Source organism: Streptococcus azizii (genome assembly GCF_001984715.1).
Classification (GTDB): Bacteria; Bacillota; Bacilli; order Lactobacillales; family Streptococcaceae; genus Streptococcus; species Streptococcus azizii.
The window spans coordinates 186695-212251 of record NZ_MSPR01000001.1 but is presented as its reverse complement, the minus strand read 5'-3'; the positions used below and the strand labels follow the sequence as shown (position 1 = coordinate 212251).

Sequence of the window (25557 nt, the reverse complement as noted above, 5' to 3'; positions counted from 1 at the left end):
TCTTCTTATTTTGGGGAGTCGTGGGTTTTGCCCTAAAACTGGTATATTGGTATACTATCTATAGAACAAGAAGGAGATGACGCGAGTGGTGTTATTAGATAAGAGTAGCTATGAATTGCTGACGTATGTAATGCGGTTGACAAAGCCAGAAACAGTCATGAGTATTTCGCGGGCAATGGGGCAGTCCAGACGAAAAATCTATTATCATCTTGAGAAAATCAATGCTTCTCTCCCTAATGATATTGAACCAATTATCAGTGTTCCAAGAGTGGGGATCTTATTGTCTACACGCCAGAAGGGAGCCTGTCAAGTGCTACTAGACAGTGTGGACTCTTACAGCTATGTGATGAGCATGGAGGAGCGGATTCAGCTCATGACCATCTATATCGCTATTACCTCTGAACGTGTGACGATTGAAAAACTGATGGCGCTGACGGATGTTTCACGCAATACGGTTTTAAATGATTTGAGTGAACTGCGCGCCCAACTGACGACGGAGCAATTCAAGGTCTACCTCTATGCGACTAAGTCAGAAGGCTACTTTTTCAAATGCCACCCGCTCAATAAAATCCAGTATATGCACTCCCTGCTCTATGACATCTTTTCAAATCCCAACGAGGGCTTTGTCACCCTTCTGAATAAAAAGGTGCCTTATTTTAAAGGGTGTGCACTATTATTCAGTGCTGATATTGTCACCTTTCTGGCAGAACAGGTCAATCAACTCGAGATTGATTTGGGTAAAAAAATCAATCACTACGAGATTGAATTCATGTTGAAAGTCTTGCCCTACCTACTTCTCAGCTACCGCAATATGACCCTAAAATCTATCGAGCAAGAAGAGATTCAGCGGGAATTTGCCTTGATTCATAAGAGGATTGAATATAAGGCGGCTCAGAATCTGGCGGTCTCTCTCTTCGACCGTTTTGAGGTAGCGCTTGATGAGATTGAAATTTCCCTGATTGCGATGCTCCTCCTATCTTATCGGAAGGATAAAGACATCCATACCAATAGTCAGGACTTTGCTGAGATGAAGGAGACCTTGGAGCATTTTGTCGATGAGTTACTACGCTGTTCAGCCTTTGAAATTGACAATCGTGAAACCTTGATGCGCCATCTCGTCATGCATGCAAAGGCCCTGCTCTTTCGGAAAACCTATGGTATTCTCTCAAAGAATCCCCTGACAAACCAGATTAAACAAAAATATAAAGACTTATTTGTCACCGTCAAAGTGGTGGCTGCTCATACCTTGGAAGCAGAGTGGATGATTCAAATGAATGATGATGATATATCCTATTTCACCATCCACATCGGAGGTGCCTTGAAGCGCAGACAAAATAAGGGGAAAACTTTTCGCAATATTTATCTAGTCTGTGACGAGGGGGCGGGTGTCCAAAAGTTATTGTATAAACAGTGTCAAGTCTATCTACCAGTAGATACCATCAAAGCTGTTTTTACAACAGAGCAATTTCATAGCGTAGAGGATATCTTGGAAGTGGACTTACTGATTTCTACTAGTGACAATCTGCGGACCAGCTTTCCTATCTTGCAGGTGAATCCTGTGCTAACCTATGAAGATGTCATGAAACTGAACTACTTCTTGACCTATCATACGAAGAAAGATAGTGCCAAGCAAATTCGACCACAGCTACAGCGACTCCTGTCGCGCTACATCTCGGCAGAAGAAGAGGTGAGAGAAGCGACAGATAAAATACAGGAATTATTCCAAAGTGATTTCTTCTTGGCAACCGTTGAAAACGGTGGGCTAAAGGACCTATACTAACCTTGGTAGAACTGGACAGGATGTCCAGCTTTTTTAGATTGTAGGGAAGTGTCTTAGCAGGCTTTCGGTGAAGCCCTTCATCTAGTTGCCTTCAGTTGATGGTTGAAGAGTGTGAGAAGGTAGTAGTGATCGTTCGATTAGATAAAAAAACGATTTCCGTTTGGAAATCGCCTTTTAGATATTCTCGGAAATACGACATCTTGCGGTGGGTGTAAAGAGATAGATGGTTTCCTGGATTGCTATTTTGTATTCGCTTCATTGAGCCAGGCATAGGCTATACCAATGAAGAGTCCTCCTCCCAGCCAGTTTCCCAGAAAGACAACAAACCACTGGCGAAGAATGTTTATCAGATGAAAGCCTGTGATATTCTCTACAGGACTAAAGCCTGCTAGCATAAAGGAAGCAAAGTTGGCAACCAGATGTTCATTGATTAAGAATACAAACATGAAAATCGCCGCTATCACAATGAAGAATCTGGCACTTTCCTCCTTGAGGAACAGATAGCCCATGATAGCCATATTCACAAACATATTGGCTGTGATTCCTTCAATGAAATTCATCCAGTCAGTCTTTGCCAACTTCAGTTGAACAGCATTGATGACAAAGCTCTTATCCGTTAGTTGCTGAAAGGAAAAGGATTGATTTAATAAATAGGCCAAGATGATTGCTCCGACTAGGTTAAAGAAGGTACAGTAGAGCAAGATAGCCGTGACCTTTTTCCAGGAAATCCGTTTATAGTAAGCAGCAGCGGACAGATACATCATGTTTGAGGTGGCGAGTTCTCCATTAAAAATCAAGACAAAGACCAGACCGATAGCAAAAATAAAGGTAAAGACAAAGCGAGCCAAAGCGGGGAATTGGCTGGCAATGACATCTGCTCCGATGATACCGACGGCAGTTGACATGGTCAGATAAGCCCCGGCAAACATAGAATAGAGGGCGTAACGATTCTTGTCCCTATCAAAGAGGGCTTCCTTTCTAGCACAGGCGACGGTGATTTTTTCCTTAAATACTGACATTATCTTTTTCCATTTCTAAGATGAGAAAAGCACCAGTAGCACTTTTCTGCTGATATTCTCCTATTTTTACTTTGAGTTTTTCACGGGCTTTGTATCTTATGTAACTGAACACGGGCTACGAGCTGTGCAAAAAAGAGAGTTTTTCCTAGAACTTGAAGTTCTGCGTCAAAACTCCTATTTTTGCTTTGCTCGCTTAACGCCCTTTGTATCTTATAATTGAGTTCGGACTAAGGTCTGTGTGAAAAAGATAGGTAGCTGTTTTGGCTTTAGCTGAATACAGATGAGAATCCCTTTAGGGATAGGCTTTCTTGTGTTCATCGAACACTGCGGCAGCCTCCTAATTTTCAGTCGGTTTTTAACGGCTTCACATCTTAGATTATCCAGCTGATTCAGAGGCGCCAGAGGTTGCATCTGTAGCCGGAGTCGCGTGTCCTGCGCCTGCCTCAGAGGCACCCGATGTAGCATCCACAGGAGCATGACCGTGTCCACCAGCGGTAGCGGTACCTCCTACTAAGCGTTGACCAGTTGTCTCCAGGTACCAATCCAGCCAAGGCTTGAAGTTAAAGATGATTTCATTGATTCCTGCGTAGGACCCATCTGGATAGTACATGGCTTGGTAATTATGAGTATTGATAATCTCAGGTGGTGTGCCTGGAACAATGGTACGGACATACTCTTGATTGCCATTGCGGAGGGTACCAATGACCCACTCGACATTTTTCATACGAGCTGGAGGCAGTGTGCCGTGGACGGTCGCTATACGATTACCCACCTGCTCTTTCACACGCTTGCCTAACATGGTATTTGGCTCTTGATGAGCGTTATTGTAGTAGAGGAATTGGTTGTTATCATCCGCATAGGTCAACTCAAATGGCATGGCATTTAAGAACATGTTAAGTTGGTCAACTGTCAAGAGTCCATGGTCTAGCTTAACGTAGGTATTTCCCTCAACAGCTTCCACTTGTTTGGCTGCTTTTTCCAACCATTCTGGATCGTCAGGGTCAATCCCTTGAACGGTTGTGGCAATCGGTTTTGTGCAATAGAGGTCTTCTGGCTCAACTGGTTTAGGTTTTTTCAACTTAGATACCACTCCTACGTATTTAATAAAATTATCAACACAGGTTTCGAGGAATGTTACGGTTCCCTCATTGACAATATTACCATTTGTATCAAAGGCTTCTTTTGCCTTTCCGAGTAAAAATTCATTGCCTGGAAGGGTGTAGGCATTGACACCGGGTGCTTCTAAAATCTTACGGAGATGAACCTGGGCCCTAGAGGTACCTTGGTCATAATAAGATGCACCCACAATCATAACAGGCTTGTTTTCCAGTGGATGGAGTTTGAAAGAGAGCCACTCCAGCGTGCTTTTCAGAGCTGGGGTGATGGTATGATTATGCTCTGGTGTCGCAATGATGACACCGTCTGCACGAGTGATTTTATTGTAAAGGTAGCGGATAGCAAAGCTATCAGACTGGTCGTCGTCTTGATTGAACATCGGAACGTCCTTAATTTCCAAGAGTTCCATTTCACACTTGGTCTTGAAATGACGTTGCATAAATTGCAAGAGCTTACGATTATAGGATTGATCTGCATTTGACCCAACAATACCAACAAATTTCATCTTTTTTCCTCCTTATAGGCTAGACCAGTCAAAGTTTTCAGCTTCTTTGCGAAGCAAGTCCTTAGCATGCGAGAGTTTTCCAATCATTTTCACATAGAGACGGAAGTCATCAAAAATGGCTTCCAATTTTTGCAAGGTTTCCAGATCGATCAGATTTCCCTGTTCATCAAAGGCTTGAAGAGAGTGCGAAAGTAAGAATTCATCTGGTAAAACGCTGGACTTTAACTCCGGCGCATTTAAAATCTGGCGTAGCTGGAGCTGGGCACGGGATGAACCCAAGGTGCCATAAGAGGCTCCTGTAATCATGATGGGCTTGTTTAGCAGAGGGAAAATTCCATAGGATAGCCAAGCGAGGGCATTCATTAGAACAGCCGGAATAGAGTGGTCATACTCAGGTGTTCCGATGATAACACCTTCTGCCTGTTCGATTTTTTGAGCTATTTCAAGTACAGACTCTGGAATCTGTCTATCAGATGGTTTGTTAAATACAGGGAGGTCTTTGATTTCGACCAGCTCAATCTCCGCCTTGTCTGCAAAATGTGCAGCTATAAACTGTAAGAGTTTGCGGTTGGTCGAGTTCGCAGAGTTTGTCCCCACTAAGGCAATGAGTTTCATCGTCGTTCTCCTTTTATTGAAATATACGCTTAGGTATATGATAGCGTTTTCTGTTTGCTTTTGCAAGTCTTTTTTTCATTTTTATTTTATGCTATAATCAGTACATGAAAAAATGCATCTTTTTACTTTGTGGTCATATCAGTCTTATCGTGGGCGTTATTGGAATTTTTTTACCACTTATCCCGACAACCCCTCTCCTACTTTTGGCAGGTTTTTGCTTTGCCAAAAGTTCAAAACAACTAGAAGCCAGAGTGCGTAAGAGTAATATATACCAGTTTTATGTGGCAGATTATGCAGAGACCAAGGCCATTGATCGCAGGCGAAAGAAAACGATTATCCTGCAAATTTATCTCTTGATGGGGATTTCGATTTATGTTGCCCCGCTCCTTCCTGTTAAGATCCTTCTTGCTTGCCTGACGGTATTTATCACCTACTACCTCTTTTTTGTCATTCCTGATAAAGACGATTAAGGGGCTGTTTCGTGGATCTTATACTTTTTAAAAATCAAAAGGATACTTGAACAAGAGTCACAGTCCAGACGTGAACACATACCTGTGTTTTATTTGGTCTTTTTATGCGCAAATGAAAGCGTTATACTAAAGGCGTATATAAGATTTCAGGAGGAACTATTATGGCAAAAGTCAATGACATCACAAGAGAATCATGGATTTTGAGCACCTTCCCAGAATGGGGTACGTGGCTCAATGAAGAGATTGAAGAAGAAGTGGTTCCAGAAGGAAACTTTGCAATGTGGTGGCTTGGTAACTGCGGTGTTTGGATCAAGACACCCGGTGGAGCAAATGTGGTAATGGACCTATGGTCATCGCGTGGTAAGTCGACTAAAAAAGTAAAAGACATGGTTTGGGGACATCAAATGGCCAATATGGCAGGAGTTCGTAAACTGCAACCAAACTTGCGCGTGCAGCCAATGGTCATTGATCCGTTTGCCATCAATGAATTGGACTACTACCTCGTTTCACATGTCCACAGTGACCACATGGATATCAGCACTGCTGCTGCTATTGTGAACAATCCTAAATTGGATCATGTAAAATTTGTTGGTCCAGTTGAAAGTGGCGACATCTGGGAAAAATGGGGTGTACCTGCTGATCGGATTATTCGCATCGCACCAGGTGACAGCTTTGAATTCAAAGACATCAAGGTACATGCAGTTGAGTCCTTTGACCGTACTTGTTTGGTCACTCTTCCAATCGAAGGGTATGACGAAAATGGGGGCAAATTAGCAGGACTTCCTGTGACAGACGAACTCATGGCTCGCAAGGCAGTCAACTATGTCTTTGAAACACCAGGTGGAACGATTTATCACGGTGCCGATTCACACTTCTCTAACTACTTTGCCAAACATGGTCGCGACTTCAATATTGACGTTGCCATCAACAACTACGGTGACAACCCAGTCGGTATTCAAGACAAGATGACGTCTATCGATCTTCTCCGTATGGCTGAAAATCTCCGCGCTAAGGTCATCATCCCTGTTCACTATGACATTTGGTCCAACTTTATGGCTTCGACCGATGAAATCCTGGCATTGTGGAAGATGAGAAAAGAGCGTTTGCAGTACCAATTCCACCCATTCATCTGGGAAGTCGGTGGTAAATACACTTATCCAATGGATCAGGATCGTATTGAGTATCATCACCCACGTGGATTTGATGACTGCTTCCTAGAAGATTCAAATATCCAATTCAAGGCCTTGCTATAAAAGCGGGTATTCAAGACAGAGTGATAACACGAAAGAAGGGACGCCTCCCTTCTTTTTAGTGTGACGGGCATGTCTATCTCTTATATAAAAGCATCTTATACTCGTCAAAAATCAACTTCTGACGTCGTTACATAAGATACAAAGGGCGTTTGACACGAGTTTCACTCGTTTTATTTCCCACCTTCAACAGTCTATTCTTAGACTGTTGAAGCGAGCAAAGCAAAAATAGGAGGTTGACAAAGTGTTCGATGAACACGAGGAAATCTATCTTTCAACTACCTGCAGTTTCATTGCCTAGTCGAAGTTTGATTTTTATTGAATGCTACTTGTGAATACAGGTTCTTAAAATAGCTATACTACTAAACCGTATGATGATAAACTCGAGAGGCTGTGTGATGGGGAGGATAACTGAGTTTTTACCTCCTATTCAAAAATAAGTCCAAATGTTGAACTGATAGAAACAACGAAAACGCTTTATGTTATAATAGAACTGGAATAACTTTTTAAGAGGAGGAAGATATGTCACACTTATCAGTTAACGCGATTCGTTTTCTTGGAATAGATGCCATTGAACAATCGAAATCAGGTCACCCAGGAGCAGTCATGGGACAGGCTCCAATGGCCTACAGTCTTTTTACCAACCAAATGCGTATCAATCCACAGGTACCAAATTGGGTGAATCGTGATCGCTTTGTTTTGTCAGCTGGACATGGTTCTATGTTGCTCTATGCCCTTCTTCATCTATCAGGTTTTGAAGAGGTTAGCATGGAGGAAATTAAAAACTTCCGTCAATGGGGGTCTAAAACACCAGGTCATCCAGAATACGGTCATACGGCTGGGGTTGACATTACGACGGGTCCTCTTGGTCAAGGAATTGCAACTGCGACAGGATTTGCGCAAGCAGAACGTTTCCTTGCAGCTAAGTACAATAAGGACGGCTATAAGATTTTTGACCACTATACCTATGTCATTTGTGGCGATGGGGACTTGATGGAAGGGGTGTCAGCTGAGGCAGCTTCTTATGCTGGCTTGCAAAAATTAGACAAACTCATCGTTTTATACGATTCAAATGATATTAACTTGGATGGGGAAACGAAAGACTCCTTTACAGAAAATGTCCTTGCTCGCTACGAGGCCTATGGTTGGCATACAGATTTCGTAGCAGACGGAACAGATGTGGTAGCGATCAACCAAGCTATTGAAAAAGCAAAAGAAGCGGGCAAGCCAGCTCTGATAGAGGTCAAAACCATTATCGGGCATGGTTCACCAAACAAACAGGGGACAAATGCGGTTCACGGTGCGCCTCTTGGTCCGGAAGAAGCAGCAGCAACGCGCAAGGCCTTAGATTGGAATTATGCACCATTTGAAGTCCCGGCAGAAGTGTATGCCGACTTCAAGGAAAATGTAGCTGACCGTGGTGTGGCAGCTTATGATGCTTGGGTAAAATTGGTGGACGAGTACAAGCTAGCTTATCCAGAATTGGCAGCAGAAGTAACCGCTATTTTGGAAGGTCGCGATGTGGTTGACATCAAACCAGCCGACTTCCCAGTCTATGAAAATGGCTTCTCACAGGCAACTCGTAACTCATCACAAGATGCTCTCAATGCAGCAGCTAAGGTCTTGCCAACCTTCCTTGGTGGTTCGGCAGACTTGGCTCATTCAAACATGACCTATATTAAGGAAGATGGCTTGCAGGACTCTGCTAACCCACTCAACCGTAACATTCAGTTTGGTGTGCGTGAATTTGCTATGGGGACCATTTTGAACGGTATGGCAGCTCACGGCGGACTTCGTGTCTATGGTGGTACTTTCTTTGTTTTCTCAGATTACTTGAAAGCAGCCATTCGCTTATCGGCTCTTCAAGGACTTCCAGTAACCTATGTCTTTACACATGACTCTATTGCAGTAGGTGAAGATGGTCCAACTCACGAGCCAATCGAACATTTGGCAGGACTTCGCGCTATGCCAAACCTCAATGTTTTCCGCCCAGCAGATGCGCGTGAGACGCAGGCTGCTTGGTACTTGTCATTGACAAGCAAGTCTACTCCTTCAGCACTTGTCCTCACTCGTCAAAACTTAACGGTTGAAGAAGGAACAGACTTTGACAAGGTGGCTAAAGGGGCGTATGTGGTCTATGAAGAAGCAGGATTTGATACGATCCTTCTGGCAACAGGTTCAGAAGTGAATCTGGCGGTTACAGCGGCGAAACAACTTGCAACAGAAGGTATCAAGGTCCGAGTGGTCAGTGTGCCATCAACGGAACTCTTTGACGCACAAGATGCAGCCTATAAGGAAGAAATCTTGCCAACTGCTGTCCGCCGTCGTGTAGCGATTGAAATGGGAGCAAGACAAAGCTGGTATAAATATGTCGGTTTAGACGGGGCAGTTCTTGGGATTGATACCTTTGGAGCTTCTGCACCAGCCGCTAAAGTCATCGAAGAATATGGCTTTACAGTTGAAAATGTTGTAAACATTGTGAAAGGATTGTAACCAACACTCTAGATGGCTTGGTAGTAAAAGACAGCTGAACAGGCTGTCTTTTTAGCTTGTAGACAAAGTAGTTGATTTTTATTGAGTATTAGTTTACTAAAGGAAGCATTCAAAGTATCTTAAAAGACTATGCTTGATAGTGAAGATTGTTTCCAAATATTCTGAAAATTTGATATAATAGGGGACAACGATTATTTGAGAAATGGAGATGTTATGACAGCGACAAAAATGAACGCCCAAGAAATTATTCAATTTATTGCCCAAGCAGAGAAAAAGACGACCGTCAAAGTGACCTTTGAAGGGGAGCTAGTAGCTGCGGTTCCTGAAGGTGTCATCAAGATTGGCAATGTTCTGTTTGGTGACTGGAAAGAGGTGGCGCCGCTTCTTGTGAATCTCACGGAGAACAAGGACTATATAGTGGAGCAGGATGCACGAAATTCAGCAGTGCCGTTGTTGGATAAGCGGGCGGTCAATGCCCGTATTGAGCCAGGAGCTATTATTCGCGATCAAGTTTCGATTGGAGACAATGCGGTTATTATGATGGGGGCAGTTATCAATATCGGTGCTGAAATCGGTGAGGGAACTATGATTGACATGGGGGCTATCCTTGGTGGGCGTGCCACAGTGGGAAAAAATAGTCATATCGGCGCAGGAGCTGTACTAGCGGGAGTGATTGAACCAGCCAGTGCAGAGCCAGTTCGTGTGGGCGATCATGTCTTGGTCGGTGCCAATGCTGTTGTCATTGAAGGAGTGCAGATTGGTAGTGGCTCGGTGGTAGCTGCAGGTGCGATTGTGACTCAGGATGTTCCTGAAAATGTGGTGGTTGCAGGGGTACCTGCTCGCATCATTAAGGAAATCGATGCTAAAACGCAGCAAAAAACAGCTCTGGAAGATGCCCTTAGAACCCTCTAGGAGATACTATGCTTGATTTAATTGCGATACGGCGTGCCTTGCACCAAATTCCTGAAGTAGGAATGGAAGAGTTCAAAACTCATGCCTTGCTCATGGAGACCCTCGATAAGCTGTTGGATAGTTGCCCCTTTGCTCAGATTCAAACGTGGGAGACTGGAATCCTCGTCTACTTGGCAGGAACTGAGGGGAGAAAAACGATTGGTTGGCGTACGGATATTGATGGCTTGCCGATTGTCGAAGAGACAGGGCTTGAGTTTGCCTCAATCCATGCAGAGCGGATGCATGCTTGTGGACATGATTTTCATATGACGATTGCGCTTGGACTATTGGAGCAGATGATTGCCAAACAGCCTTGCCACAACCTGCTCTTTTTATTCCAGCCTGCAGAGGAAAATCTTGCGGGCGGGATGTTGATGTATGAAGCAGGTGCTTTTGGTGACTGGTTACCAGATGAATTTTACGGCTTACATGTAAGACCGGATCTGAAGGTAGGACAGCTTGCGACCAACCGTGCGACCTTATTTGCAGGAACCTGTGAGGTTATCATTCGCTTTATCGGTCGTGGTGGTCATGCGGCTTTTCCGCATACGGCAAATGATGCCTTAGTGGCGGCCAGCTACTTCGTAACGCAGGCCCAGTCTATCGTCAGTCGCAATGTTGATCCGATTGAAGGAGCGGTAGTGACCTTTGGCTCTTTGCATGCAGGAACAACCAATAATGTGATTGCAGAAACAGCCTTTTTACATGGAACCATTCGCTCCTTGACCCAAGAAATGAGCCTCTTGGTTCAAAAGCGGGTACGTGAGATGGCCCAGGGAATTGCGCTCTCCTTTGGACTGGAGGTGGAGATTGAGTTGAACCAAGGTGGGTACCTTCCCGTGGAAAATAACCCCCAATTAGCAGATGAATGGATGACCTTTTTTGAGGAGAGGCCTGGAGTGGAAGTGATTGATTGCCCTCCTGCTATGACCGGAGAGGATTTTGGCTATCTCCTCAGTAAGGTACCAGGAGTCATGTTCTGGCTTGGCGTAGATAGCCCCTACCCCTTGCACAATCCCCGCTTAAATCCCAAAGAAGAAGCGATTCCCTTTGCCGTTAAACAGTTGACAGCCTTTTTACGTCATAAGGCAGAAGTATAGTAAGAGGAAAGCCGATCTAGGCAATCCTGTCCTTGGATTGGTTTGTAGGGTTAATACTCTTTAAAAATCAAAAGGATGCGTTGACAAGAGTCTCGGTGAATTGAACTCGAGCTACAACTCGCTGACAATAAAACTAATCCAGTGGATCAGTTTTACCCGAGCCAAGAAATCGGAAAGCGAGAATAAATACTCCTAGCTTCAAAGGTATGGTATACCTTTGAAGGCGAGAAATAGGAATTTGCTTTGGCAAGTTCTCAACTACCTTTAAGGAATAAGCTGAAAACCTCCACTGGAGCTTTTCACTCGTCGTATTTCCTATTTTCGCTTTGAGTTTTTCACGGGCTTTGTATCTTATAATTGAACACGCCCTAAACTCTGTGCGAAAAAGATAAATCTTCCTAGAGTCTAATAACTCTTCGTCAGATTTCCTATTTTCGCTTTGAGTTTTTCACGGGCTTTGTATCTTATGTAATTGAGTTCAGCCTAAAACCTCGGAAAAAAGATAGGCAGCTGTTTTGGCTTTAGCCAATTACAGATGAGAATCCCTTGGGGATAGGCAACTGTTTCGGCTTTAGCCGATTACAGCTGGGAATCCCTTTAGGGATAAATCTCATTGGTTGCAAGACAACCTACTTCGATTTCCTATTTTTCATTCGGTTTTTTAACGGCTTCACATCTTAATTGTGAAAGCTAGTCTACTGTTGATGTTTATTGAGTATAAGGAGTGATAAGATATGGAAAAACCAAGGATTCGCAAGGAGATGTTGCATCGCTTAAAAGGTTTGTCTGCACAGGACAGGCAGGAATGGAGCGAATGGGCTTGTAAAACCCTCTGCCACCAGGCCGCTTATCGGGAATCAAGGACGATTGCAACCTTTCTATCCATGTCTCATGAGATAGATACAAGCTACTTGATTGAACAGGCGCAAGCTGATGGGAAGCAGGTGCTTATTCCTAAAACCTACAGTGGGGGTCGGATGGTCTTTGTTCCTTATGATGCGAACGACTTGCTACTCAGTCCTTTTGGTGTCTGGGAGCCACAGTCGGATAGGGCTGTCGCTTCATCAGAAATTGATCTCATTCATGTGCCAGGACTTGCCTGGAATAGGGCCGGCTATCGGATTGGTTATGGGGGAGGTTTTTATGACCGCTATCTGAAAGACTACCGAGGGATGACAGTCAGTACCATCTATGGTTTCCAGCATTGTGAATTTAGCGAAGAAGCGTTTGACCAAGCAGTAAGAGAGGTATTATGCTATGAACAAGGCGATTAACACGCGTTATCCTGTGACCAATGTCTTATTGCTCGTGACAGCCCTGGTTTTTATAGTGATGCAGGTCGTACGTTTTGGAGAAGCTACGACTGCGCAGACCATCTATGATTTTGGTGGGTTATACGGACTTGCTGTGAAATTGGACCCAAGCCAGTTATGGCGGCTAGTCTCACCGATGTTTGTTCATATCGGCTGGGAGCATTTTTTCTTTAATAGTATGACCCTCTATGTTTTTGGTTATCAGTTGGAAGCAATTTTTGGCTCACGACATTTCTTGCTTCTTTATGTTTTATCAGGAATCATGGGGAATGTCTTTGTCCTATTTTTGACTCCAAATGTAGTGGCAGCAGGGGCCTCTACCTCCTTGTTTGGACTTTTTGGTGCGATGGTTGTTCTGCGCTATCATAGTCGGAATCCCTATTTGCAATCCTTGGGACAGCGCTATGTTGCTCTACTCCTTATCAATCTTGCTTTAGGCCTTTTCCGTCCGGAAATTAGTCTAGTAGGTCATATTGGCGGTGTTGTTGGTGGAGCTTTGGCAAGTGTTTTCTTGCCAATCCGAGAGGAGCAAGAGTTATTCACTAGCCGACAACAGCGTTTAGCTCTTCTGCTCTACGTGGTATTAACGGTAGGCTTGATTGTATCAGCCTTAGTCTAGTGATGTGAGACATGATGGGAGAGTTTTCACCTCTTCATGAACGTTTATCAGTTTTTTATCCAGCTTCTGCCAATCTCCCATAAGAGTAGATACTGGGGTTAGAACGAATGTCACTTGTGTCACCAACTCAATTCCACAAGATACAAAGGGCGTGAAAAACTCAAAGCAAAAATAAGGAGTTTTGACGGCCTATCCGTTTGATTTTTAAAGAGTATAACGACGTCAGAGTTTGATTTTTATAGAGGAAGAAGACCATAAAACAAAAGCACGAATCTCTCCATAGCTGTGATGGCTAGAAAGATTCGTGTTTTCTTTATTTTTGCTCTTCTAATTGTTTGCCAAGCTCAATGAGGTAGTGTTTGAGGTCCTCTTTGACTTGCGGATGCTGTAAAGCGTAGTCGATGGATGTTTTTAGGAAACCGAATTTATCTCCCACATCGTAGCGCCTACCCTTAAACTCCCGAGCAAAGACACGCTGCGTTTTATTCAGTGTATCAATGGCGTCGGTCAACTGAATCTCATTTCCTGCTCCGGGTTTTTGTTTTTCCAAAATATCAAAGATTTCAGGAGTGAGGAGGTAGCGACCGATAATCGCAAGGTCAGATGGTGCATCTTCAGGTGCAGGTTTTTCTACAAAGGTATCTACGCTGTATAGACCGTTGATGCCTTCCCCCTGTGGAGCAATCACTCCGTATGAAGAGACTTCTTCGTGAGGGACAGGCATCACAGCAATAGTAGAAGCATGGGTTTTAGCGTAATCATTCATCAACTGCTTGGTGAGGGGAATGGCTTTTTTATTGGTGATGTCCATTAGATCATCGCCTAGCATGACAACAAACGGCTCATTTCCTACGAAGGCTTTTGCCTGCAATACGGCATCGCCCAGACCTCGGGGATGACTTTGGCGGATAAAATGTAGGCGGATGCCAGTTGTTTCGTCAACCAATTTTAACAAGTCGTTTTTCTTTTTTTCCTTGAGGTTGTATTCTAATTCAAAATTAGAGTCAAAATGGTCCTCAATAGAGCGTTTCGATTTACCGGTTACCACTAAAATATCTTCGATCCCTGAAGCAAGTGCTTCTTCGACGATAAATTGAATCGTTGGTTTATCCACAATGGGCAACATTTCTTTTGCCAATGCCTTGGTTGCAGGAAGGAAACGAGTTCCCAATCCAGCTGCTGGAATAACGGCTTTTCTAACTTTTTTTGTCATACTATCCTCCTTTATGACCACTCATTTTCCTGACGGAATTCACTAGACATGATAGTTTTTATCGCTTCCTCAATGCTAGCCCCTTGATAGATAACGCTATAAATGGCTTGAGTAATAGGCATATAGACCCCGAGTTCTTGAGCAAGCTCATAGGCGACCTTGGTAGTAGAAATACCTTCGATGACCATGCCCATATTTTGCTCAATGTCCTCCAACTTTTCACCACGACCGAGCTGGTCCCCAGCTCGCCAGTTACGCGAATGGACAGAGGTTCCTGTAACAATCAGGTCACCGACCCCAGATAGACCACTGTAGGTCAGTGGATTGGCCCCCATTTCAACTCCTAGTCGGGTGATTTCGGTTAACCCTCGGGCGATAATAGCAGCCTTAGCGTTGTCTCCGTAGCCGAGACCATGAAGGGCGCCAGCACCAACTGCAATGATATTTTTAAGCGCACCAGCTGTTTCCACCCCAATGACGTCATTATTGGTATAAAGTCGGAAGTAGTGGTTGCTAAAAATGTTTTGGACATACTGGGCAACTTCTAAGTCTTTGGATGCTGCGGAGATGAGAGTGAGGTCTCGAATAATCGTTTCTTCTGCATGGCTTGGTCCAGATACAACGACAATCTCACTCCGAAGGTGAGCAGGAATCTCTTCTTCTAAAACGGTTGATAGGCGCTTGTGGCTTTCTGGTTCGAGACCTTTGGAAGCGTGCATGACCACTACTTTGTGGTCCAAGGTTTCAGCAACTTGTTTGGCTACTAAGCGCATGACCTTGGTCGGCACGACGAAGAGTACAGCCTCAACTCCATCAAGGGCATCGCCCAGTTCTTTATAGGCTTTGATGGCTGGATCTAGGACAATGTCTTTGAAATAGCGTTTATTCGTATGGAATTGATTGATTTCATCAATTTGCTCAGGGACGTTTCCCCAGATGCGTACCTCATGACCATTGTCATTGAGGACCTGTGATAAGGCGGTTCCCCATGATCCTGGACCGAGTACGGCAATTTTTTGTTGGTTCATCTTGCTTCCTCTTTCTTTGGGAATAATCCTCTTCATTCTATCATATTCATGAAAAATTTGCATGGGCAATTCTATGATGAAGTAAAGAAGAGAGGTAGGGGGACTTCTCAGAGGGCTGTCTCTGGTGTGGAGTTACAGTGGAAATGATTATTTTATGACGTCCATGTGTTTGTCGTGCGAAGAGGATGGGAATCATTGAAAGTCATATCCAAATGTGGTATAGTATGAAAGATACAATTTATTCTAGGAGGAGATATGATGCTGATAAAAGCGATTTTAAAATACAAGTGGCATGTTCTTGCGTCTATTTGTATGGTTATATTATATGTGAGTAGTAGCTTGTTGCAGCCTCGCTTTTTGCAAAATGTTTTAGCAGCTGTAGCAGAAAATAACCAAGCAGGTATCTATCAACTAGGTGCTTGGTTGCTTGGAATTGCAGGGGTGGGCCTGCTTGCAGGGGCGATCAATACAGTCCTTTCTGCCTACATTGCTCAGTCTGTTTCGGCAGATTTGAGGGAGCAGATGTTCAAAAAAATCCAAACCTTTTCCTACGCGAATATTGAAGAATTTAATGCAGGAAATTTGGTTGTACGGATGACCAATGACATCTCGCAGGTGCAAAACTTATTGATGATGTCCTTTCAGGTCTTGCTTCGGATGCCCTTGCTCTTTACGGGAGCGATTGTGTTTGCAATCATGACCATGCCGTCTTTATGGTGGATTGTATTGCTCATGATTGTCTTAATTGGTGCAGCTATGGCAGTAATCATGGGGATTATGGGGCCGCGCTTTGGACGTTTCCAGCAATTAGTAGATAAGATTAACGCCATTGCCAAAGAGAATCTCCGAGGTGTCCGGGTTGTCAAATCCTTTGTTCAAGAGAAGAATCAGGCAGAAAAGTTCCATCAGGTATCGGATGATTTGTTGGCCTTGAATCTTTTTATCGGACGGGGCTTTGCCTTTTTAGAGCCAGTTTTTATCTTGATTTCCTATCTTGCTATTTATGCGGCAATCTATTCGGTATATGGCATGCTGGACCACAATCCAGAAGCGATTAACAAACTGGCTTCCTTCAACACTTATCTGATTCAGATTATGTTTTCAATCATCATGGTTGGATTTATGGGAAGCAATGCCAGTCGCGCCCTCATTTCTATTCGTAGGATTAAGGAAGTCTTGACAACTGAGCCAGCGTTGACCTATCAAGATGTAGCAGACCAAGATTTGTCAGGGACTATCCGATTTGATCACGTCACCTTCACTTATCCAAAAGATGAACAGCCAACCTTGAAAGATATTAGCTTTGAGATCGAAGCTGGGCAAATGGTCGGTGTGGTCGGTGCAACAGGTGCTGGAAAATCAACCTTGGCGCAACTGATTCCCCGCTTGTTTGACCCTCAAGAAGGGCATATTGAAATTGGTGGTGTCGATATTAAGACTGTCAGTCAGTCCACCTTGCGCCAGAGCGTATCAATTATCTTACAAAAGGCCATCCTCTTTTCAGGCACCATTGCTTCAAACATCCGTCAAGGAAAGCAGGATGCTGATGATGTCGAATTGGAACGTGCAGCACGCATCGCCCAGGCCATGGAATTTATTCACCAGATGCCAGACCGTTACCAGAGCGATGTCGAGGAGCGGGGGAATAATTTCTCTGGTGGACAGAAGCAACGGATGTCCATTGCCCGTGGGCTTGTGGCCAACCCTAAAATTTTAATCTTAGATGACTCCACATCAGCCCTTGATGCCAAGTCTGAAAAATTAGTCCAAGAGGCCTTGAATAAAGATTTGAAAGGGACAACGACGATTATCATTGCCCAGAAGATTTCGTCTGTTGTGAAGGCAGACACCATCTTAGTTCTCGATGAGGGACGCTTGATTGGTCAGGGAACCCACAAAGAGTTGGTAGCAACCAATCGTGTGTATCGTGAAATTTTTGAAACCCAGAAAGGAAAGGAGGCAGAATAAATGAAAACAGCACGATTTTTTTGGACCTATTTTAAACAATTTAAAGTATCGTTTCTCATTATCTTTCTAGCCATCCTTCTGTCGACAGGTATGCAGGTTCTTGCTCCTGTCTATATGGGGAAGGCAGTGACAGAGTTGACCGAATTGGCGCAGAAAATGGCCGCGAAAGAGGCAGTGCCTACAGAGGTCTTTTTTGCGACACTGCAAAGTTTGTTAGTGGCGGTTATCCTGATGGCAGTCAGTGCAGTGACCTATGCCTTACTCTTTACGAGGATTATTTCTCGCTCCACCAACCAGATGCGTAAAGGATTGTTTGGCAAGTTGGAGCGCCTAACCGTCCGCTTCTTTGACCAGCATCAGGACGGGGAGATTCTTTCTCGTTTTACGTCAGACTTGGATAATATCCAAAATGCTTTTAATATGTCTCTGACAACAGTAGTCACCCAGTCTGTGCTGTATATTGGTATTGTCACCATGATGTTTATCCAACATGCTAAAATGGCCCTCGTGGTCATTGCAACCAGTCCGATAGCATTTGCATTTCTAATCTTTATTATCCGTATGTCGCGGAAGTATACGGACTTGCAACAAAAAGAAGTAGGGCAGCTCAATGCTTATATGGATGAGCATATTTCGGGACAGAAAGCCATCATTGTCCAGGGCTTGCAAGAGCAGGTCATCGAAGGTTTTATGGAGCGCAATGCTAAGGTCCGAAAAGCAACCTTCAAAGGGAGGATTTTCTCTGGTCTACTCTTTCCTGTGATGAATGGTCTGAGCTTGATCAATACAGCCATCGTCATTTTTGTAGGGTCTACGATTGCCCTATCAGATAGTAGCTTATCAACAGCTGCAGCTCTTGGTCTGGTAGTGACCTTTGTTCAATATTCGCAGCAATACTATCAGCCGATGATGCAGGTCGCTTCAAGTTGGGCGGAAATGCAGCTGGCCTTTACAGGAGCGCACAGGATTCAGGAAATGTTTGACGAACCAGAAGAAGTGCGTCCGCAGCATGCTCCTGCCTTTACGAGGTTGACAGATAGGGTTGAGATTGACCGGGTTGATTTCAGCTATATACCTGGGAAACCTATTTTGAAGCAGGTTAGTATTTCAGCGCCGAAGGGTCAGATGATCGCGGTAGTTGGGCCGACTGGCTCTGGCAAAACGACTATTATGAATTTGCTCAATCGTTTCTATGATGTGGATAGAGGGAGCATTCGCTTTGACGGTGTAGATATTCGAGAATTTGATCTGGACAGTCTCCGTCAAAATGTTGGGATAGTCTTGCAGGAGTCCCTCCTCTTTTCGGGGACGATTCGTGATAATATTGCCTTTGGAGCTGGGGATGTTTCTCTGGAAATGGTAGAAACAGCAGCACGGGCGACCCATATTCACGACTTTATCATGAGTTTACCAGAAGGCTACGACACTTATGTGGATGATGAAAATAATGTCTTTTCAACAGGCCAAAAGCAGTTGATTTCAATCGCGCGGACCCTCTTGACCGATCCACAGATTTTGATTTTAGATGAGGCAACCTCTAACGTAGATACCGTGACGGAAGCCAAGATTCAGTCAGCCATGGAGGCCATCGCAGCGGGGCGGACCAGCTTTGTCATCGCCCATCGTTTAAAGACCATTCTCAATGCAGATCAGATTATCGTCTTGAAAGATGGGGAAGTTATCGAGCGTGGCAATCATCAGGAACTGCTGAAATTGGGTGGGTTTTACGCAGAATTATACCAAAACCAATTTGTGTTTGAGTAGCTGACAGAGTGGGATAGGACACCCATGATGGTTTCAGTCTCATCCACAAAACAATAAAATAATATTCAATAAAAATCAACAGTAGACGAGGCTGGGACAAAAAGATTTTAATTTTTGAAATTCCTTATTATAAGTTCTGAAAAATTTAAAATTAACCAATAAAAACGAACGAAATTAAATTTATGTGACTGCAAATGTCATGTTCGTTCGTTTTTTCTATTTGGAGCTGGACTTTTGTCTCAGACCCATCGGGTGTTGATTGTCATTGAGTAGGAAAGTTATTATGGTTGATTTGTTGAGCGTATGACCCGCTAGTCAGTAATGACAGACTAGCATCGGGAGGTCATAGGCTTTCTCTGAGGATACAAGGGTTATTGTTTTTAGACTACAGTCCCCTTTTCATTGTTTTTTACGAATATATAGTATAATGGTTGTAATAGTAGATGATTTGAAATGTAAGGAGACAGAATATGAAACAACGTGGATTTGAATTGGTGTCATCATTCACTGATGAGGGTTTGCTACCAAGGCGTGAGACGGCGCATGCGGCGGGTTATGATTTAAAGGTGGCAGCACAGACAGAAATTGCTCCAGGGGAGATTCAGCTGGTGCCGACTGGCGTCAAGGCTTATATGCAGGCAGGTGAGGTGCTCTATCTCTATGACCGTTCGTCCAACCCTCGCAAGAAAGGCTTGGTCTTGATTAACTCAGTCGGAGTCATTGACGGCGATTACTATGGCAATCCTGCCAACGAAGGACATATCTTCGCCCAGATGCAAAATATTACCGATAATACAGTCGTACTGGAAGTTGGAGAGCGGATTGTTCAAGCAGTCTTTGCCCCTTTTTTACTGGCCGACGGTGATGAAGCGACAGGTCAGCGTACAGGTGGCTTTGGCTCAACGGGGAACTAAGTATGGCTAAGAAAAAAGCAACCTTTGTCTGCCAAAACTGTGACTATCATTCCCCTAAATATCTGGGACGCTGTCCAAACTGCGGAGCTTGGTCTACTTTCGTGGAGGAGGTGGAAGTTGCAGAAGTGAAGAATGAGCGCTTGTCCTTGACTGGAGAGCGGACCAAACCTGTCAAATTGAATCAAGTGACTTCGAGTCATGTTGCTCGAACTGAGACCGACATGGCTGAATTTAACCGGGTTCTAGGTGGAGGTGTGGTGCCAGGAAGCCTTGTTTTAATCGGTGGGGATCCAGGAATCGGGAAGTCTACCTTGCTACTGCAAGTATCGACCCAGTTGGCTAGTCGTGGAACCGTTCTTTACGTCAGCGGGGAGGAGTCGGCTGAGCAAATCAAGCTACGGAGCGAACGTCTCGGGGACATTGACAATGAATTTTATCTCTACGCTGAGACCAATATGCAGAGTATTCGGGCAGCAGTGGAGAAGATTCGACCTCATTTTTTGATTATTGACTCGATTCAGACTATTATGAGTCCTGAGATTTCAAGTGTTCAGGGATCGGTCAGTCAGGTTCGAGAAGTGACAGCCGAGTTGATGCAACTGGCTAAGACTAATAATATCGCTACCTTTATCGTGGGTCATGTGACCAAGGAGGGGACACTTGCTGGTCCTCGTATGCTAGAGCATATGGTGGATACTGTCTTATACTTTGAAGGGGAACGCCAGCATACCTTTCGTATTCTACGTGCGGTGAAAAATCGTTTTGGCTCGACCAATGAAATCGGAATTTTCGAGATGCAGTCCTCAGGTCTGGTGGAGGTTCTCAATCCTAGTCAGGTCTTTTTAGAAGAGCGACTGGACGGGGCGACTGGTTCTGCGATTGTGGTGACTATGGAAGGGACGCGTCCGATTTTGGCGGAGGTGCAAGCCTTGGTGACCCCGACTATGTTTGGTAATGCCAAGCGAACCACGACGGGGCTTGATTTTAACCGAGCCAGCCTCATCATGGCTGTTTTGGAAAAGCGGGCAGGTCTGCTCCTCCAAAATCAGGATGCCTACCTTAAGTCAGCAGGTGGTGTGAAGCTAGACGAGCCAGCGATTGATCTGGCTGTTGCCGTTGCGATTGCCTCCAGTTACAAAGACAAGCCGACCAATCCTCAAGAATGCTTTATTGGAGAAATCGGCCTGACAGGGGAAATCCGCCGTGTCAATCGGATGGAGCAACGGATTACCGAAGCTGCTAAGTTAGGCTTCACAAAAATGTATGCCCCCAAAAACTCCCTCATCGGTCTTGAAATTCCCAAAGGCATGACAGCAGTAGGGGTAACCACTATTGGTGAAGTCCTACAGAAGGTCTTTCGTTAAATCATGGGGTAGATCAAATAGATGGCAATAGCGAAGAAGCTAGAGGTTCATAAAAGATTCGGAAGTAGCCGCCTGCAGTTCTCTTATCGATCCTAGGCACTGACAAAAGTTCAAGAAGATGGTAGCCTAGTATGAAAAGAAAGTGATGTGTTGTTCACGAAAGGAGTTTTTATGTCCTATTTTCAGAATTTCATGAAGGCTCATCAGGCCTATGTTGATCTGCATGCTAGGCGTCATTTACCCCTAAAGCGATTGTGACCTGTATGGATTCGCGTCTGCATGTAGCACAAGCCTTGGGGCTAGCGTTCGGGGATGCTCATATCTTGCGAAATACTGGCGGTCGTGTCACAGATGATGTCATTTGTTCACTCCTTATCTCTGAGTAGCAACTAGGCACTAGGGAGCTTGTGGTCCTGCCTCACACAGATTGCGGTTCCCAGACCTTTATGAATGAGGTTTTTCAGCAAGAGTTACAGGAACGGTTGGGAGTTGCCCCATTAGGATTTTGTCAATGTAGAAGAAAGTGTCCGTGAAGAGCTGGAGTTCTTGCGGACCTCTCCCTTAATTCCAAATGATATGGTTATCTCTGGTGCTGTTTACGATGTGGATACAGGGCGTATGACAGAGGTTGTGTAGGGGCTTGACATTTTTTGAGAAAAGATATAAAATATTTGTATTAGAATAACGATACAAAGGAGGCTACCATGGCTGATAATCGGATGAACTATACTATTGATAGTAACATGCAATTTCCACTCGTTGAGATTGCTCTGGAAAGAGGCGAGACGGCTTATATTCAGCGAGGGAGTATGATTTATCATACACCAAGCGTGACCTTGAACACGAAGTTGAATGCGCGTAGTGGTTCAGGCCTTGGGAAACTGATGGGAGCAATCGGGCGTTCTATGACATCAGGCGAGTCCATGTTCATTACAGAAGCGGTCTCCAGTGCCGATGATGGCAAATTAGCACTTGCGCCATCCATGCCTGGTCAAGTGATTGCTCTTGAGTTGGGGGCTAAGCAATATCGTTTGAACGACGGTGCCTTTTTGGCCCTGGATGGTTCTGCTCAGTATAAGATGGAGCGCCAGAGCGTGGGACGCGCTTTGTTTGGAGGTCAGGGTGGCTTCTTTGTCATGACAACAGAAGGAGAAGGCACCTTACTCGCTAACGCTTTTGGGTCAATCAAAAAACTGGAGTTAAGGGGAGGGAGTATCACGATTGACAATGCGCATGTGGTAGCCTGGAGTAGGGACTTGAACTACAACATTCATCTTGAAAACGGCTTTTTGCAGTCGATCGGTACAGGTGAAGGTGTGGTCAATACCTTCTCAGGCTATGGAGAAATCTACGTTCAAAGTTTAAACATCGAAACCTTTGCCCAAGTCATCGGCAGTCACCTCATCACAGGTGGGGGAGATGGCGGAGGCAAGACTACCCTACTAGATGCATTTTTGTAATGAAAATCAAAGGAAGTGAGGGGAAAGCCTTAGTCAAGATGGTTGTGCCTTGACTTGGTCAGTCTATCTGTGAATGATTTCAATCTCGGCTAGAGTAGGCTTCTGAGACACTGGAAGTTGTAATCAAGTAACGAAAACAATTATTGATTTTGTAGATGGTAGAATCAAGGGACTTCCTCCCCTATCTAGCGTGAATAAATCTTAATCAGTTAAAACTGAGTTCTCTTGCTAAAATCAAAAGAAAAAAGCCTTTGAAACGTTGGTTTCATAGGCTTTCTGTATGTTGTCTTATTTCACCTCAGTAAGGGTTAAGTATTTCATGTAAAAACCTTATTAAATCAAGGTTTATTCGCCTTTTAAATAAAAAGGTAGTGATGAAGGTAGTGATAAACTTAAGTAGTCAATTCTTCCATTTTACTTAGGAAAATATCAACTGCTTCAAACTTCTTCTTGGGTGCTAATTCAGCATAAGTATCCATTATTGTGGTGATTGACTTATGTCCCATTCTCGCTTGGAGTTCTTTCCAGTTAGCGCCAGAATTTAGCATCATAGAAGCGTGTGTATGCCTAAATAAATGAAAACCATAGTCAGGTAACCCTAAAGCAGATAAACGCTTCTTAAGTGTTGCACGTTCGTTTCTATCACACATATAATTACCATATATAGTTGGAAAAATAAGTGTCGATTTTGGTAGACCATGTTTTTCAAAATACATGGTCATTTCATTATGAAAGTTTTTAAGCTCCTCAATAATGGATGCTGGCACGGCAACTCTACGATTTCCAGAATCCGTTTTTGGTGCTTGTTTACAAACCACTTCTCCTTTAATGCCTAATTTACTATTCGCACTCTTCCACATTAGTGTTTTATTGACAATGATTTCATTAGTATCAAGATCAAGGTCGGATATCTCTACAGCAAGTAGCTCATTGATACGCAATGCAGAAGCTAGAAGAGTATTGCAAATAACTTTAAAGCGTCTATTTGCTCTTGTATTTTGTAAAGTATCAAGATAAGACAGCCAACTTTTAAGCTCATTATCATGGAGTACCATAATACGCTCTTTGTTTGCCTTAGGCTTTAGTGGAATCTTGATTGTTTTGGCTGGATTTGTAGTTAAACCGCAATTTGTAATCCCAAAATCGAAAATATCACTAAGTTTGTGAGCCATAGCTCCAAAGTCTTTAGCGCTACCTTTTTTAGCACGTTTAACACCAGAATCGACAGATTTTTTTGCTTTTCTAGCTAACTTGTTTACCCAAAGTTGAACATCTGAAGGTTCAATCTGCTCTGGTTTGTAATCTCCAAATTGTGGAATAATGTAAGTATCAAGGTAACCTCTGACACGATTGATTGTATTTTGAGATGATACCCACGTTTTGAAATTACTAAACCAAACTTCAACAAGACTTTCAAAGTTATCAATTTGAATGGTTTCTTTTATAGTAGACCCAGATTTTTCAAATTGAATCTTAGCTTCAACAATTGTTCTATCTAAACTTTTTAATGTTTTAACAGTGATAGTTTTGGTAATGCGTTTTCCTGTTTTTAAATCAGTTCCAATGTAAACACCTTTGATTGAATAACTGATATCGTCATTTTTTTTGGTAGTTTTAGTAACTTTTCTACCGTTATATTGTATAATTTCTTTGTACATATAGCCTCGTAGATTCGGATATGAAAAAGGCTAGAATAGTACCCTCACAATCTTTATTTGATAATTCTATTCTAGCACATTTTAAAGTTCCCAATTTGTAAAATTCAATAACATCTTCCATTTTGTAATAGACAGTACGAGTCCCTTCAATCGGGGGTTCAAGACGTTTTAACCCTTTCATTTCCCAAGATTTCAACGTATTTGGAGAAACTTGTAAAATTTTTAAGAGTTCTTTTTGAGTTACAAGTCCGTAATTATTAGTCTTTTTCAGTTCTTGTTTGATAATACTAATGAGAGCATTTAGTAGTTCTTCAATTTTATTTAATTTCATCGTGTCCATCGGATATTCCTTCCTGTTCTTCAGTAACTTTTTCTAGTCGTTTTGGGTTATGCCGACGTGAATCCAGATAACGAGCAAAAAAGTAAGTTCGGTCAATGATTAGTCCTAATAGAGCGGTATTGTTATCTCGTGCATACCAGACCAACTCTTCAAATTCTGTAAAATCATTTTGTTCAATTGTATCAATGACCTCGGTTGTAAAATCATCAGAATTCTGTTGTACTAGAAACTTACCTAGTTCAAAACCACGTCCACTTTCAATGTCTTTAATATCGTAAAGAGTTTTATCAGGATTTTCTGCATGTATGAAGTAATCGTACATCCCTCTGGGAGACATTACGGGTTCAACGTGGGCAGGACCGTTTAATTTTTCTTTAATAAGTTCTGATACTTGAGAGTAACTTTTTAGAGAATCGAAATAAAATGCTCCGTGCTTATGTGCTTTCTTAAATTCTCCTGTTTCTTTATTTACATCCTTATCATGCCACGGCGACAATACAAAGGGAATGTGAATTTCTTCTAAGATTTCTAAGTAGTTATCTGGTGCACTTTCCTTATAGATTAGGAAAGCCCATTTATTTGAACGTTGTTCTTTTGCCACAGGCAAGCACCTCTCT

General features: G+C 43.5%; 21 protein-coding genes and 1 pseudogene. 14 read left to right on the top strand and 8 right to left on the bottom strand.

Features of this window, described 5'->3' with window-relative positions:
* Nucleotides 1-85 precede the first annotated feature (85 nt).
* On the top strand, nucleotides 86-1780 hold the full coding sequence (locus BVE84_RS00980; protein ID WP_076995284.1) for a BglG family transcription antiterminator: 1695 nt from the start codon (nucleotides 86-88) through the stop codon (nucleotides 1778-1780).
* A 239-nt stretch (nucleotides 1781-2019) separates the two neighbouring features.
* Here the strand turns inward: BVE84_RS00980 and BVE84_RS00975 are convergent, their stop codons facing one another.
* The 3 genes from BVE84_RS00975 to BVE84_RS00965 all read right to left on the bottom strand — a co-directional run bounded on the left by BVE84_RS00975 (nucleotide 2020) and on the right by BVE84_RS00965 (nucleotide 5035).
* The gene (locus BVE84_RS00975; protein WP_076995213.1) at nucleotides 2020-2799 is read right to left on the bottom strand and encodes a formate/nitrite transporter family protein; all 780 of its coding nucleotides are present in this window, start codon (nucleotides 2797-2799) and stop codon (nucleotides 2020-2022) included.
* Between the two features lie 376 nt (nucleotides 2800-3175).
* On the bottom strand, nucleotides 3176-4420 hold the full coding sequence (locus tag BVE84_RS00970; protein ID WP_076995212.1) for an NAD(P)H-dependent oxidoreductase: 1245 nt from the start codon (nucleotides 4418-4420) through the stop codon (nucleotides 3176-3178).
* Nucleotides 4421-4432: 12 nt separating this feature from the next.
* The gene (locus BVE84_RS00965; RefSeq protein WP_076995211.1) at nucleotides 4433-5035 is read right to left on the bottom strand and encodes an NADPH-dependent FMN reductase; all 603 of its coding nucleotides are present in this window, start codon (nucleotides 5033-5035) and stop codon (nucleotides 4433-4435) included.
* A gap of 104 nt (nucleotides 5036-5139) precedes the next feature.
* Between BVE84_RS00965 and BVE84_RS00960 the strand changes: the two genes are divergently transcribed.
* From BVE84_RS00960 to BVE84_RS00930, 7 genes are all read left to right on the top strand, one after another.
* Nucleotides 5140-5505, top strand: coding sequence for a YbaN family protein (locus tag BVE84_RS00960; protein WP_076995210.1), 366 nt, complete (start codon nucleotides 5140-5142; stop codon nucleotides 5503-5505).
* Between the two features lie 161 nt (nucleotides 5506-5666).
* Entirely contained in the window at nucleotides 5667-6758 is a 1092-nt protein-coding gene (gene ulaG, locus BVE84_RS00955; RefSeq protein ID WP_076995209.1) for an L-ascorbate 6-phosphate lactonase, read from the top strand.
* A 519-nt stretch (nucleotides 6759-7277) separates the two neighbouring features.
* Entirely contained in the window at nucleotides 7278-9248 is a 1971-nt protein-coding gene (gene tkt / locus BVE84_RS00950; RefSeq protein WP_076995208.1) for a transketolase, read from the top strand.
* A 213-nt stretch (nucleotides 9249-9461) separates the two neighbouring features.
* Nucleotides 9462-10160: a 2,3,4,5-tetrahydropyridine-2,6-dicarboxylate N-acetyltransferase gene (dapD, locus tag BVE84_RS00945; RefSeq protein WP_076995207.1), complete on the top strand. Its 699-nt coding sequence runs from the start codon at nucleotides 9462-9464 to the stop codon at nucleotides 10158-10160.
* A gap of 8 nt (nucleotides 10161-10168) precedes the next feature.
* A complete protein-coding gene (locus BVE84_RS00940) occupies nucleotides 10169-11299 on the top strand; it encodes an N-acetyldiaminopimelate deacetylase (RefSeq protein WP_076995206.1) in 1131 nt (376 codons plus the stop codon).
* A 734-nt stretch (nucleotides 11300-12033) separates the two neighbouring features.
* The gene (locus BVE84_RS00935; RefSeq protein ID WP_076995205.1) at nucleotides 12034-12573 is read left to right on the top strand and encodes a 5-formyltetrahydrofolate cyclo-ligase; all 540 of its coding nucleotides are present in this window, start codon (nucleotides 12034-12036) and stop codon (nucleotides 12571-12573) included.
* Nucleotides 12557-13231, top strand: coding sequence for a rhomboid family intramembrane serine protease (locus tag BVE84_RS00930; protein ID WP_076995204.1), 675 nt, complete (start codon nucleotides 12557-12559; stop codon nucleotides 13229-13231). The genes BVE84_RS00935 and BVE84_RS00930 overlap by 17 nt, the downstream gene beginning before the upstream one ends.
* A gap of 313 nt (nucleotides 13232-13544) precedes the next feature.
* Here the strand turns inward: BVE84_RS00930 and galU are convergent, their stop codons facing one another.
* Entirely contained in the window at nucleotides 13545-14444 is a 900-nt protein-coding gene (gene galU / locus BVE84_RS00925; protein WP_076995203.1) for a UTP--glucose-1-phosphate uridylyltransferase GalU, read from the bottom strand.
* An 11-nt stretch (nucleotides 14445-14455) separates the two neighbouring features.
* Entirely contained in the window at nucleotides 14456-15472 is a 1017-nt protein-coding gene (locus BVE84_RS00920; RefSeq protein ID WP_076995202.1) for an NAD(P)H-dependent glycerol-3-phosphate dehydrogenase, read from the bottom strand.
* 258 nt (nucleotides 15473-15730) lie between these two features.
* Here BVE84_RS00920 and BVE84_RS00915 point away from each other — a divergent pair, with 258 nt between their 5' ends.
* The 6 genes and pseudogenes from BVE84_RS00915 to BVE84_RS00890 all read left to right on the top strand — a co-directional run bounded on the left by BVE84_RS00915 (nucleotide 15731) and on the right by BVE84_RS00890 (nucleotide 22942).
* The gene (locus BVE84_RS00915; RefSeq protein WP_076995283.1) at nucleotides 15731-17440 is read left to right on the top strand and encodes an ABC transporter ATP-binding protein; all 1710 of its coding nucleotides are present in this window, start codon (nucleotides 15731-15733) and stop codon (nucleotides 17438-17440) included.
* Nucleotides 17441-19204: an ABC transporter ATP-binding protein gene (locus BVE84_RS00910; protein WP_076995201.1), complete on the top strand. Its 1764-nt coding sequence runs from the start codon at nucleotides 17441-17443 to the stop codon at nucleotides 19202-19204.
* Nucleotides 19205-19674: 470 nt separating this feature from the next.
* On the top strand, nucleotides 19675-20118 hold the full coding sequence (locus tag BVE84_RS00905; RefSeq protein ID WP_076995200.1) for a dUTP diphosphatase: 444 nt from the start codon (nucleotides 19675-19677) through the stop codon (nucleotides 20116-20118).
* A gap of 2 nt (nucleotides 20119-20120) precedes the next feature.
* Nucleotides 20121-21482, top strand: coding sequence for a DNA repair protein RadA (gene radA, locus BVE84_RS00900; protein WP_076995199.1), 1362 nt, complete (start codon nucleotides 20121-20123; stop codon nucleotides 21480-21482).
* A 171-nt stretch (nucleotides 21483-21653) separates the two neighbouring features.
* Nucleotides 21654-22118: pseudogene (locus tag BVE84_RS00895) on the top strand (beta-class carbonic anhydrase).
* A 68-nt stretch (nucleotides 22119-22186) separates the two neighbouring features.
* The gene (locus BVE84_RS00890; protein ID WP_076995198.1) at nucleotides 22187-22942 is read left to right on the top strand and encodes a TIGR00266 family protein; all 756 of its coding nucleotides are present in this window, start codon (nucleotides 22187-22189) and stop codon (nucleotides 22940-22942) included.
* Nucleotides 22943-23334: 392 nt separating this feature from the next.
* On the opposite strand, the gene BVE84_RS00885 is transcribed toward BVE84_RS00890, so the two are convergent.
* From BVE84_RS00885 to BVE84_RS00875, 3 genes are read right to left on the bottom strand one after another with little or no spacing between them, the layout of a single operon-like run.
* Nucleotides 23335-24600, bottom strand: coding sequence for a tyrosine-type recombinase/integrase (locus tag BVE84_RS00885; RefSeq protein ID WP_076995197.1), 1266 nt, complete (start codon nucleotides 24598-24600; stop codon nucleotides 23335-23337).
* A complete protein-coding gene (locus BVE84_RS00880) occupies nucleotides 24575-24940 on the bottom strand; it encodes a MerR family transcriptional regulator (protein WP_083708200.1) in 366 nt (121 codons plus the stop codon). Before BVE84_RS00880 ends, BVE84_RS00885 begins: the two co-directional genes overlap by 26 nt.
* The gene (locus tag BVE84_RS00875) at nucleotides 24918-25541 is read right to left on the bottom strand and encodes a replication protein (protein WP_076995282.1); all 624 of its coding nucleotides are present in this window, start codon (nucleotides 25539-25541) and stop codon (nucleotides 24918-24920) included. Before BVE84_RS00875 ends, BVE84_RS00880 begins: the two co-directional genes overlap by 23 nt.
* Nucleotides 25542-25557 lie beyond the last annotated feature (16 nt).